This is a genomic window from Brevundimonas sp. SL161 (assembly GCF_049896985.1).
GTDB lineage: Bacteria > Pseudomonadota > Alphaproteobacteria > Caulobacterales > Caulobacteraceae > Brevundimonas.
In genome coordinates, this window is the sequence record NZ_JAFCVJ010000022.1 from 1 (window position 1) to 11,602 (window position 11,602).

The 11,602-nt window shown below is 64.6% G+C and carries 13 protein-coding genes and 1 other annotated feature; of the genes, 9 read left to right on the forward strand and 4 right to left on the reverse strand.

The genetic code is table 11. The features are described from left to right. The 3 genes from ACP7AU_RS13755 to ACP7AU_RS13765 form a co-directional block, all read left to right on the forward strand. Positions 1 to 219: AMP-binding enzyme (locus ACP7AU_RS13755; protein WP_426051768.1), on the forward strand; the 219-nt coding region annotated here is incomplete at its 5' end. 57 nt (positions 220 to 276) lie between these two features. Beyond that, positions 277 to 1,602, forward strand: a complete 1,326-nt coding sequence (locus tag ACP7AU_RS13760; RefSeq protein WP_426051769.1) for an acetyl-CoA hydrolase/transferase family protein — start codon at positions 277 to 279, stop codon at positions 1,600 to 1,602. Between the two features lie 149 nt (positions 1,603 to 1,751). Beyond that, positions 1,752 to 1,802: a sequence feature (sul1 is cis-regulatory element that is thought to sense ions involved in sulfur or methionine metabolism; They are found in Alphaproteobacteria), on the forward strand. 51 nt (positions 1,803 to 1,853) lie between these two features. Continuing rightward, the gene (locus ACP7AU_RS13765) at positions 1,854 to 3,335 is read left to right on the forward strand and encodes a SulP family inorganic anion transporter (protein WP_426051770.1); all 1,482 of its coding nucleotides are present in this window, start codon (positions 1,854 to 1,856) and stop codon (positions 3,333 to 3,335) included. Between the two features lie 57 nt (positions 3,336 to 3,392). On the opposite strand, the gene ACP7AU_RS13770 is transcribed toward ACP7AU_RS13765, so the two are convergent. Continuing rightward, positions 3,393 to 4,037 (reverse strand): YoaK family protein, encoded by a 645-nt coding sequence (locus ACP7AU_RS13770; protein WP_426051771.1) that lies wholly within the window; start codon positions 4,035 to 4,037, stop codon positions 3,393 to 3,395. 163 nt (positions 4,038 to 4,200) lie between these two features. Here ACP7AU_RS13770 and ACP7AU_RS13775 point away from each other — a divergent pair, with 163 nt between their 5' ends. Next, the gene (locus ACP7AU_RS13775) at positions 4,201 to 4,971 is read left to right on the forward strand and encodes a spermidine synthase (RefSeq protein WP_426051794.1); all 771 of its coding nucleotides are present in this window, start codon (positions 4,201 to 4,203) and stop codon (positions 4,969 to 4,971) included. On the opposite strand, the gene ACP7AU_RS13780 is transcribed toward ACP7AU_RS13775, so the two are convergent. Together ACP7AU_RS13780 and ACP7AU_RS13785 are read right to left on the reverse strand one after the other, a co-directional pair. Next, positions 4,877 to 5,128, reverse strand: coding sequence for a helix-turn-helix domain-containing protein (locus ACP7AU_RS13780; protein WP_426051772.1), 252 nt, complete (start codon positions 5,126 to 5,128; stop codon positions 4,877 to 4,879). The genes ACP7AU_RS13775 and ACP7AU_RS13780 overlap by 95 nt on opposite strands. Before the next feature lie 40 nt (positions 5,129 to 5,168). After that, a complete protein-coding gene (locus ACP7AU_RS13785) occupies positions 5,169 to 5,609 on the reverse strand; it encodes a hypothetical protein (protein ID WP_426051773.1) in 441 nt (146 codons plus the stop codon). 240 nt (positions 5,610 to 5,849) lie between these two features. Between ACP7AU_RS13785 and ACP7AU_RS13790 the strand changes: the two genes are divergently transcribed. The 4 genes from ACP7AU_RS13790 to ACP7AU_RS13805 are packed head-to-tail and all read left to right on the forward strand — an operon-like array spanning position 5,850 to position 9,320. Further along, complete coding sequence (locus ACP7AU_RS13790; RefSeq protein WP_425990508.1) at positions 5,850 to 6,221, forward strand: DUF983 domain-containing protein; 372 nt, start codon at positions 5,850 to 5,852, stop codon at positions 6,219 to 6,221. 57 nt (positions 6,222 to 6,278) lie between these two features. Further along, entirely contained in the window at positions 6,279 to 6,644 is a 366-nt protein-coding gene (locus tag ACP7AU_RS13795) for a helix-turn-helix domain-containing protein (RefSeq protein WP_426051774.1), read from the forward strand. Further along, the gene (locus tag ACP7AU_RS13800) at positions 6,641 to 7,012 is read left to right on the forward strand and encodes a DUF983 domain-containing protein (protein ID WP_426051775.1); all 372 of its coding nucleotides are present in this window, start codon (positions 6,641 to 6,643) and stop codon (positions 7,010 to 7,012) included. Before ACP7AU_RS13795 ends, ACP7AU_RS13800 begins: the two co-directional genes overlap by 4 nt. Positions 7,013 to 7,025: 13 nt before the next feature. Next, positions 7,026 to 9,320, forward strand: a complete 2,295-nt coding sequence (locus ACP7AU_RS13805) for an NADP-dependent malic enzyme (RefSeq protein WP_426051776.1) — start codon at positions 7,026 to 7,028, stop codon at positions 9,318 to 9,320. A 268-nt stretch (positions 9,321 to 9,588) separates the two neighbouring features. Here ACP7AU_RS13805 and ACP7AU_RS13810 read toward each other — a convergent pair whose 3' ends face one another. Further along, positions 9,589 to 10,605, reverse strand: coding sequence for a helix-turn-helix domain-containing protein (locus ACP7AU_RS13810; RefSeq protein ID WP_426039109.1), 1,017 nt, complete (start codon positions 10,603 to 10,605; stop codon positions 9,589 to 9,591). 145 nt (positions 10,606 to 10,750) lie between these two features. Between ACP7AU_RS13810 and ACP7AU_RS13815 the strand changes: the two genes are divergently transcribed. After that, positions 10,751 to 11,569 carry a DUF2306 domain-containing protein gene (locus ACP7AU_RS13815; RefSeq protein ID WP_426051777.1) on the forward strand — a complete coding sequence of 273 codons (819 nt, stop codon included), beginning with the start codon at positions 10,751 to 10,753 and terminating at the stop codon, positions 11,567 to 11,569. The last annotated feature ends 33 nt before the right edge of the window (positions 11,570 to 11,602 follow it).

The window sequence follows — 11,602 nt, forward strand, 5'->3', positions numbered from 1 at the left end:
AAGAAGGCCCTGGTCGCCCATGTCCGCAAGGAGATCGGCCCGATCGCCGCGCCCGACGCCATCCAGTGGGCCCCCGGCCTGCCCAAGACCCGGTCCGGCAAGATCATGCGGCGGATCCTGCGCAAGATCGCCGAGAACGATCTGGGGTCATTGGGGGATACGTCGACCCTGGCGGACCCGTCGGTGGTCGATGATCTGGTGAAGAACCGGGGTGGGTAGGCCGCTTCCATCGAACCCGGCGAGGGTCCAACGTCGGCCTCAATCCGGAGCGTCTCATTGACCGCCATCGACACCCTTTACCGCCAACGCCTGATGAGCCCGGCCGATGCTGCCGACCTGATCCCCTCGGGCGCCAGGATTGCCATGGCCCTGGGCGTCGGCCAGCCGCCCGCCCTGCTGAAAGCGCTCGCGGACCGTGCCGAGGCCGGACAGGTCGACGATCTTCGCCTCTACTATCTGCTGTCGACCTCGATCGCGGGCGACACCGTCCTTCGATACGAGCTCATGGATCGCATCCATCCGTGCAGCCTGTTCCACAGCGCCATCGAGCGCCGTCTGGATGCGCGGGCGCGCGAAGACGGTCGCCCGTCCGTGGTGCAGTTCATCCCGACCGGGTTCCAGCAAACACCCCGTGTGCTGTGCCAGGAGATCGGGGTTGACACCCTGATCGCCACGGTCTCGCCGATGCACGCCGACGGCAACTTCTCTTTCGGCACCAATACCGACTACGCGCAGCCCGTTTCCAAAACGGCGAAACGCGTCATCCTTGAGGTCAATCCGCACATGCCGCGCGTGTTCGGCGACTGCACGGTCCATGTCTCGCAGGTCACCGCTCTGGTCGAGAACGCCGTCGCGCTGCTGGAAGTCGCCAAAGCCGCGCCGCAACCGGCCGACACGGTCATCGGCGGGCTCATCGCCGGTCTCGTCGAGAACGGCGCGACGCTTCAGATGGGCATCGGCGCCCTGCCGGACGCGGTCTGCGCCGCCCTCAAGGATCACACGGACCTGGGCATCCACACAGAGATGCTGACGCCGGGACTGGTCGAGCTAATGAAGGCCGGCGTCGTCACCAATGCGAGGAAGACCCTGCATCCGGGCAAGTCCGTCTTCGCCTTCTGCATGGGTGATCGATCGACCTACGAATACCTCGACCAGAACCCGGCCCTGGAGGCCCACCCTGTTTCGTACGTCAACGATGTCCATGTCATCGGGCGGAACGAACGGATGGTCTCGGTCAATGCGACGCTGGAGATCGATTTGGACGGGGCCTGCTGTTCCGAGCACCTGAACGGCCACCAGTTCACCGGATCGGGCGGCCAGCTCGACTTCGTGCGCGGCGCCTATCTCTCGAAGGGCGGCCTGTCGATCATCGCCTGTCACGCGACCGCCAGGGGCGGCGCCGTGTCGCGTATCGTCCCACGGCTCTCGGGTCCGGTGACGACACCCCGCAATGACGTGCACATGGTCGTCACCGAATATGGCGTCGCCAATCTCAAGGGACTGAGCACGTCCGAGCGCGCTCGCGCCATCATCTGCCTCGCCGCGCCGCAGTTCCGCGACGAACTGACTTCCCGTGCGAACGAGATGGGTGGGCCTCGCTAGAGGCGGATATTTCCAATGACCGAGAGGGCTCGGAGGCGGCAGGGCCCCGCGAACGGTGCTGACAGGTTAACCCCGCCAAGGCGAAAGCCGCCCGTCGTCGGCCCTTCAGTTGCGTCATCGCCTGAAATGCTGCATCTGCACGGTCGTCATCAGGACCCGGCGACGGGTGGCTACCCCGGGCGCCGATCCCTCGGGAAACGAGAACGACGCATCGCCGCGGGCGAGCCGTTCCCAACGACAGACTGAATTGTATGACCCTTATCGCATCGGCGCGCCAGCAATGGCTCGCCAACCCTCGCCGTGATCTGCTGGCGGGCACCGTTGTGGCGCTCGCCCTGATCCCCGAGGCGATTGCCTTCTCCATCATCGCCGGCGTCGACCCCGCCGTCGGCCTCTACGCCAGCGTCGTCATCGCCGTGACCATCGCCTTCGTCGGCGGGCGCCCCGCCATGATCTCGGCGGCGACCGGGGCGATGGCCCTGCTGATGGTCGGTCTCGTGCGTGACCACGGCATCGAGTTCCTCTTTGCCGCCTCCCTGCTGACCGGTGTGTTCCAGATCATCGTCGGTATCTTCAAGCTGGGGCGGTACATCAAATTCGTGTCGCGCAGCGTCATGACAGGCTTCGTCAACTCGCTCGCGATTCTGATCTTCCTGGCGCAGATGCCGGAGCTGATCGGCGCCAACTGGGAGACCTTCGCCCTTGTCGGCGCAGGACTGGCGATCATCTACGGCTTTCCACTGATCACCAAGGCAGTGCCCGCCCCACTGATCGCCATCGTGGCCCTGAGCGTCTTCGTGGTCGTCACCGGCGTGGATGTCCGCACCGTCGGCGACATGGGTCAACTGCCTTCGACCCTGCCGGTGTTCCATATCGCCAATGTGCCCCTCACCTGGGAAACGCTGCTGATCATCGCGCCGGTGTCCGCGACGCTGGCCTTCGTCGGCCTGCTGGAAAGCCTGCTCACCGCCAACCTGCTCGACGACATCACCGACACGCCTTCGGACAAGGACAGGGAGACGCGCGGCCAGGGCATCGCCAACATCGCTTCGTCGCTGTTCGGGGGCATGGCGGGCTGCGCCATGATCGGCCAGTCGATCATCAACGTGACCTCTGGCGCGCGAGGGCGGCTTTCGACGCTGTGGGCAGGGCTGTTCCTGCTGTTTCTCATTCTCGTGCTGGGGCCGTGGGTCGCGCAGATCCCCATGGCCGCCCTGGTCGCCGTCATGATCATGGTCTCGATCGGAACCTTCGACTGGGGGTCCGTGCTGAAGCTCAGCTCCACCCCATTCCAGTCCTCGATCGTCATGATCGCGACCACAGCCACGGTGGTGGCGACCCACGACCTGTCCAAGGGCGTGGTCCTCGGCGTTATCCTCTCCGCCGTCTTCTTCATGCGCAAGGTCGGCAAGACTGTGGTCGTCCAGGAGATCGAGACGCCGGAGGACGGCCGACTTCGGTACCGCGTGACCGGCAATCTGTTCTTCGCATCCGCCGATGTCTTCGCCGCCGCCTTCGAACATCATGGCCATCCGACGCGGGTCGAGATCGACATGACCGACGCCCATCTGTGGGACCTGACCGGCGTCGCCGCCGTGGACAAGGTCGTCTTCCGCTACCGCCGCCAGGGGACAGACGTGGAGGTGATCGGCATGAATGCCGCCGGCCGGACTCTGGTCGACCGCGTCGGCCGTCACGACAAAGCCCATCTGCCGGTCGGCGTCTCACATTGATGGCCGTGCCGCAGCGCCCCGGCGCCTTGCGAGATCGCGGTGGGCGATACCGAACCGTCACCGGCCGCGATCGAGATCCAGCCTGGCTGTGACGAGCGTCAGCGTCGCCATGATGAGCACCGCTCCGAGAAGGGCGTGGACCCCAAAGCTTCTGTACGCCAGCGCGCCCGTGACAGCGCCGGTCAGAAGGCCAAGCCAAAGCAACAGGAACGGCGCCCAGCCCAGGGGATCGCCGCCCAGAAGCGCGGCCGTGAGCCGCTTACCGAGTTTCACCAGTGTTCCGGTCATATAAGTCAGGCCAATCCTGACCTCGCCATCCTCGGCAAAGACCGTGTTTTCCGCGCCCATGGCCAGCACCATCGGGATCACCGCCATTACACCGGCGCCGAGCATGTGAGCGAGCAAGGCCGTGGCCAGCAAGACCGTGACCAGGCCGAGGATGGCTGGGCGACGACGGGCCTTGGCGATACGACCGGTGAGTGCGCCCAGCATCACCCCGATTACGAAGGTTGCCAGCAGCACGGCTGCGAAACCCGCCGTGGACGATCCGTCTGCAAGACCGATCCCCAATCTGGTGGAGTTTCCGCTCATGAACGAGACGAAGAAGCCGCCCGTCATCAGGAAGCCGATCGAGTCGACATAGCCCGCGACGCACGAAAAGCACGCGGCGAGAACCCGGACCCGGCGGTCGTACTGCATCATCGGGGAGGCTCTCCGCTGGGCATGAGACTTATCCCTCGACCAAACAACAAGAAATCTGACAACGGCGCTTGCACATTTTATACATTATAAGTGATACACAAGATATCATAACATAGTGCTTTGCATGCAAGGTTGATGCGCAAACGGCTGGGGATTGACGCACATGATCGTGGTCCACGAGGTCAACGATGGCGGGCATTCGATCCGCGTTACGGAATCACTGAGGGATGGCGCCCGCCGCTATTTCGATGGTCCAGCCCTTTATACGGAGGTCGACGTCAACGGCGAGAACCGTCTTGGCTACATCGCCGCGATGGAGCGGCAGATGACCGGTGCATCGAGCCTGCTGCTTCTTGGAACCGCCGGGGGCGCTCTGGCCACCCGCTTCAGCCGGGCAGGACGGGCGGTCACGGCGATCGACAACCGCGCGACGGTTTTCGAGATCGCTCGGAACTGGTTTCATATGCCCGACGAGGTCGAGTGCATATGCGCCGACGCGGTCGATTTCCTGCGTTCGAACACGCGTCGCTGGGATGCCGTCGCCGTGGACATCTTCCGTGGGACCGAGATTCCCGACTCCATGTTCGCCGCCGAGGTTGGCGAGGCCTTGCGGCGAGCCGTTGCGCCCGGAGGCGTCGTGGTCTGGAATGTAGCCGACAGTCAGAACGCCTGGCCCGTCTATGTCATCAGACGGATCATGCGCGTCGCCGGATTCGTGCCTAAGGTCGTCCCGGTCCTGGATATGGACATCGGCAACACTCTGGTCGTTTGCCGTGCCGACATCGCACCCCCGTCGCCCACGGTCGGCGGGTCCCGGCCAGGTCTCTTATCGCCATCGGCTAATCACGTTCCAGAAGTCGCACGCCTCGCCCGGAACCTTCGCTCCGTCCTCCAGCCGCAATCAACTCTACCCCGGCCTCGTTCAGCGCATTGATCACCTTCTCCAGACTGTCGACGACAGCCCGCACGACACCCGCGCTCGCCTCCATGCGCTGAATTGTCGGGAGCGACAGTTGCGCCAGGCGAGCGAGTTCCTTCTGGTCGATACCGAGAAGCGCGCGGGCGGCCTTCATCTGAGAACCTGTGATCATGGGTCGGTCTATAATGATGTGTGGAGCATCATCAACCGGATCATGCCGGCCGGGCGGACGCGGATCGCACCGTCACGCCGCCGTCGATGACCATGTCTCTCCACTCGCGCCTCATCTGGCCGATGCCAGTCCTCGACATGTCGAGACCGGCGCTGGCCCACCCCGGGGCCTGCTTCAAAAGGCTCTTGACGGATTCCAGCGCCGAGGGACCATCAAAGTTCAGAACCATCCGGTCGTGCCAGGCCGTGATGATCAAAGTCGTCGGCGTGGCGCGCTCGACCTCGACTTCGCGTGAAATGGGGATTGCGGACAGGCCGGTGTCCGGGTCGAGGAAGATGATCCGCCAGTTTGTGACGAGCGCCAGCCCGGGTCGGCAGACTGACCCATAGTCGCGAGACACGGCATAGCCCTCGAACAGCAGTTCGTCGGCCAGCAGTTTCACTGCCTGCTTCATGTCCATCAGCCGGCGCGTGATTTCCACGATGTCACCCTCATGAGAGATAGAAAAGTCGATATCCTAGATATCGATACTGATGTTTAGACCCTCGGCCTCACGAGGTGCAAGCGCGCTCCGGGTCGGTCTCGCCCCCGGGCTGGAGATCGACCTGCGCCATTGGGAAATGTGATGTAAAATATCATCAGTGATGCTTGAAACATCATTATAAGAGGCACATATGTCTCCTCGCGGGATCAAACCGCTTTCCGGTGTGGAGCGTCTGTCGTGAAGAGTCCCAATCCTTTTTTCGCGGGGGCAAGGTGCAGGTGCCCGCGGTGTGGAACAGGAGCGATCTTCTCCGGATTCCTGACGATACGGCCAAACTGCACCGTATGTGGACTCGACCTCGCCAAGGCTGATCCGGGCGATGGCCCCGTCGTTTTCATCCTCCTGAGCGTCGGCGCGATCGGCTGCTTCGGGTTGTTGTTCACCGAGATGACGTTTCACCCCCCCGCCTGGCTGGAACTCGCTTTCTGGCTGCCCATGATGGCGATCCTCAGCCTGGGCGCGCTGAGGCCGTTCAAGGCCATCATGATCGCGCTTCAATTCCAGAATGCCGCCTCCCAGGCGCAGAACGACGAGACCGGGGATGTCTGACGCCCGGACAAACAGCCTGTCCTTTCGCCATCCGGACCGTCGCTGGGGTCCGGACCAATGATTTCGGGGAGTCAGGTTCGTGCGGCCCGAGCACTGCTCGGCATCGATCAGAAACAACTCGCCAGTCTTGCGGGCCTGTCGCTCCCGACGGTCCAGCGGATGGAGCGATCCGAGGGGTCCGTGAGGGTCATCGTCGATAGCCTGGAGAAGGTGCTGCAAGCCTTCGCCATCGCGGGTGTCGAACTGATAGCCGACGGGTCTCCGAGCGCCGGGCGAGGCATCGGGGTGCGTCTGATCCTGCGCAACCAGAAAGCCCTGGCCGACACGCGATCATCAACCAACACTTCCCTGGCATCTCTGGACGCTCCCGATTCCGCCGAGAGTGCGGGTTGTGGGGCTTGCTCGCTGGAACGGCTAGTATGACCGACGACGCGCCAGTCAGACGCAGCCCCTTCGCCGGCCTCAAGCGCGGGGCTCGGGGTCAATGCCCAAACTGCGGGAAGGGCCAGCTTTTCCGCGCGTACCTGAAGATCCGGCCGATCTGCGAGATCTGTGGTCATGACAACGGCCAGTATCCTGCCGACGACGCGCCACCGTATTTCACCATCCTGATGGTAGGACATCTCGTGGTCGGTCCGTTGCTGGCCTTCCACGTCATCTTCACCTGGCCGCCCGGGCTCGTGCTTGCCGTTCTACTGCCCAGCCTGACCGCCCTGATGCTGTTCATGTTGCCGATCGTTAAGGGCGCCGTGGTCGGCGTTCTTTGGGGCGTGGCCAAGCCCGCCCCCTGAAAGAGTCCCCGCCATGACGCCTCAAGACCGCCGCGCGCGCGCCGACCAGGAAGCGCTCGATTTCCACCGTTGCCCCCGACCCGGCAAGATCGAGGTCAATGCGACCAAGCCGATGGCGACGCAGCGTGATCTCAGCCTGGCCTATTCGCCCGGCGTGGCCGCGCCGGTTCTGGCCATCGCGAACGATCCGGCCGCCGCCTACGACTACACCTCCAAGGGCAACCTGGTCGGCGTGATCTCCAATGGAACGGCCATCCTCGGCCTCGGCAATCTCGGCGCGCTCGCCTCCAAGCCCGTGATGGAGGGCAAGGCGGTCCTGTTCAAACGCTTCGCCGACCTCGACGCCTTCGACATCGAGGTCGCCACCGAGGACGCCGACGCCTTCATCGAGGTCGTCCGCCACATCGGCGCGACCTTCGGCGGCATCAACCTGGAGGATATTTCGAGCCCCGACTGTTTCCGGATCGAGGCGCAGTTGCAGGATCTGCTCGACGTTCCTGTCTTCCATGACGATCAGCACGGCACGGCCATCATCTGTTCGGCCGGTTTGATCAACGCCTGCGAGGTCACGGGCCGCCGACTGGAGGACGTCAAGCTGGTCCTGTGCGGCGCCGGGGCGGCCGGGCTCGGCTCCATCACCCTGATGAAGGCGCTGGGCGTCCGGGCCGAGAACACCACCCTGGTGGACATAGACGGGGTCGTCTATCGCGGCCGGCCTCACGGCATGGACCAGTGGAAAGCGGTCCATGCCACGGACACCCCGCACAGGACCCTGGCCGATGCCCTGGTCGGGGCCGACGTGTTCATCGGCGTGTCTGCAAAAGGGGTCCTGACCCAGGCCATGGTCGCTTCCATGGCCGCCAACCCGGTCATCTTTGCGATGGCGAACCCGGACCCGGAGATCACGCCGGAGGAGGTCCTGGAGGTTCGGCACGACGCGATCGTCGCCACGGGCCGGTCCGACTATCCCAACCAGGTCAACAATATCCTCGGATTCCCCTACATCTTTCGGGGCGCTCTGGACGTCCAGGCGAGCGCCATCAATCACGAGATGAAGATCGCGGCGGCGAGGGCCCTGGCCATGTTGGCGCGTGCGGACGTGCCGGACGAAGTCGCTCTCGCCTACCAGGGCAAGAAGCTGAAATTCGGCCGCGACTACATCATTCCATCGCCCTTCGACCCCCGTCTGATCTGGTTTGTGCCGCCCTTTATCGCCGAGGCTGCGATGGCGACCGGGGTTGCCCGGCGGCCGATCGCGGATATGGACGAATATCGGGCCTCGCTCCGGCGTCGCCTGGATCCGTCGGCGGGCTTTATTCAGACCATTACCGCCAGCGTGCAATCAGCACCCAAAAAGAAGGTCGTGTTCGTCGAGGGCGAAGAGCCGGCCGTCATCCGGGCGGCATACGCGTTCGGCGCCGAAGGTCTGGGGACGCCGATCCTTCTGGGTCGCGATGATGTCATTCGAGCCAATGCTCTCGATCTCGGCTTCGACGACGTCGGCGCAAGCGTTCAGATCGTCAACGCCCGACTGTCGCAGCGAAACACCGACTACGTCGATTTTCTGTATGGACGATTACAGCGCGAGGGCTACCTGCGCCGCGATGTTCAGCGTCTGGTCAATGTCGATCGCAACAGCTTCGCGGCCGCCATGGTGGCGCTTGGCGACGCCGACGCGCTCGTTACGGGCGTGACTCGCAACTTTGATCAGTGCCTAGAGGATGTCTCAAGAGCCATCGACCCCGCAGCGGGGGGCCGCATGTTGGGGCTCTCCGTACTGCTGGAGCGAGGGCGTACGATATTCGTCGCTGACACCTCGATTTGCGAACTGCCCACGCCGGAAGACCTGGTGGAGATTGCGTTTCAGGCCGCAGCCGCTGTGCGTCGCATGGGGCATACCCCGCGCGTCGCGTTTCTCTCGTCGTCCAGCTTTGGCCATCCGCGCGGCGAGCAGCCGGCGCGCGTGCGACGCGCCGTGACGCTGATGGACGAGCGGACGGTCGATTTCGAGTATGAGGGTGAGATGCCGCCCGATGTCGCCCTGGATGACGGTCTTTGGGCCAGCTATCCGTTCCAGCGATTGAGCGAGCCCGCCAACGTGCTGATCATGCCGACCATTCATTCCGCCACCATCTCCACAAAGCTTGTCCAGGCCATGGGAAGGGGCACCGTGATCGGCCCCCTGTTATACGGTCTCAGCAAACCGGTTCAGATTTGCAGGCTCGGAGCCTCGGTTTCAAACATCCTGACGCTGGCGACCCTTGCCGCCTACCAATGCCCCCCTTCTGGCCAACCTCTCTCGAGGTAGGAATTGGTGTTGAGTGATCCGCCCCCCGGAAACCGGATCACTGGACGGTGGAGTTTTCTGCTGAGGTTTCCCTCGTTGGGGATCTGCGCCAATTGCGCAAACCAAACGGGCCGGTCCGCGACCCCACGGCGGTGTCCTTGCGCTGCTCCGGATTCCAGTCGATCGCGGGCGACGGGTCCATCTGCGCAGGCCTGGCTCTCCGGCGACGGCCAGCGTCGGCAACAGGACGCTGACATAGCCCCGCCTTCGGATCAGAGCGCACCGTCGCTCAAGCGCCTTCGAACCGGCTCCGGACGGCGGCCCTGCGAAAGGCCCGGGGCGTCGTGCCGACCTGGTCCTTGAAGGCCCGATTGAAGGGACCGATCGACCCGAAGCCACAGTCGAAAGCGATCTCCAGGATCGAACCGGTCTCTGCCGGGTCGGCCAGCCGCGCCTTAGCCCGCTCGACGCGATGATGATTGATCAGGCGATTGAAGTTCGCGAACCCCAGGGCCGCGCTGATACATTGCGAGACCCTGTATTCCGGCTCCCCGAGCCGCGCCGCGACGTCGCCGATCCGCAGGTCCGGCGCGCTGTCGATCGCTTCCGTCTGCAGCAGGCGCACCAACCGGTCGGCCAGTCGCCGGTCCTCCTCCGTCGTCGCGCGTCGGATCGGCGAGACCACCGGTTCCGCGAGAGGGTGGCGCAGCCGGAACCACACTGCCGCCATCGCCGCACCGAGACCGACCACGGCGCAGGCGGCTTTGATCAGATTGTCGCGAAGCGCGTCGTCCGGCCCATCTCCCGAGGCCCAGAGCCCCAGGACCGACGCCCCCACCAGCACGGCATAGGTCCCGAGGAAGGCGAGCCGGAACCGCTTCTCTCCGGCGGGCAGGTCGCGCCTGTAGAGATGAAACGGCTCGACGAAGGTGAGCAGCAGGGCGGCCGATCCGCTCATCGCATAGAGGTTCCCGGCCACCCGGGACGCCGCGCCTCCGGATGGGGCCAGCACCGCGACAGCGGCGCTCACCGCGACGAACAGGACGACGATGCGCGGCCACCACGCGTCACGCGTGGAGGAATCGAACAGGGCCCGGGTCAGCAGCCACGCCCACCCGCAGGCCCCCAGTCCGAACACCGCGAAGGCCGTGGAGACATCACCCGTGGTGAGCCTGTGAAGGATGTAGCTGACGAACGACCCCGCCGCGACCGCCGCATAGACCCGCAGCCGACCCGGCGATCGGCCGGGGCCTTGTTCGCTCGCACCCATCGCTGTCGAGCTGCTGAACGGCGTCGTGGTGAACATCCGGTCCTCCCCGGGGACGCCTTTTCATGACCGGGGCGCGCCGGCGAAACAAGAACTTCTGGCCGAATTCCAAATCGGCGAGACCCCGGCGCGGCGACGCCCGCATGCCTGTCGATGACCTCGATCGGAGGCCTCGGGAGATTCCATGTCGACGACTGTTCAAACGCCGCCCTCGCGCGGCCTCGCCTCGAAAGCGCTGCGCTGGTCGGGCATGCTCTGGTTCATCGTCGCCGCCGTCGGCCAGACGGGCTTCATCGGCTTCATCGTCGCCTTCTACGGGGTGCGGACCGTTACCGGCGACTTCTCCGGCTGGAACGACAAGCCGCTGATCGACGGCTATATCGAGGGCGACGATACCGGCAATCTGATCTTCGCCGCCCACGTCCTGCTGGCCGCCGTGGTGACGCTCGGCGGGCTGATGCAGCTGCTCCCCGCGATCCGCCGCAGACTGCCCGGCCTGCACCGCTGGACCGGCCGAACCTTTCTCGTCATCGCCGGTTTCATGGCGTTGAGCGGCATCTGGCTGGCTCTGGTGCGAGGGACCTATCTGTCGGTCATCTCGAACGTCGCCATCCTGATCGACGCCCTGCTCATCCTGGTGTTCGCAGGGTTCGCCTGGCGCAATGCGATCAAGCGACGCTTCGAGCCGCACCGGATATGGGCCATGCGGACCTTCATGGTGGTCAGCGGCGTCTGGTTCCTGCGCGTGGGCCTGATGGGCTGGGTCATCGTCAACCAGGGCCCCGCAGGCCTGACGAAAGACATGAGCGGCCCGATCGACAGCCTCATGACCTTCGGCAGCTATCTGATCCCCCTGACCCTGCTCGAACTCTATTTCGCGGCCCAGCGCAGCAGGGGCGGCGCCCTGAAGATTTTCGCCGCCCTCGTCGTAGTCGCGGCCGCCGCCTACACGGCGCTGGGAGTCGTGGGGACCGTCGCCTTCATGTGGGGGCCCTATCTGTAGGCCACTCGCCGGTTCCGATCCTCGCGGATCGGA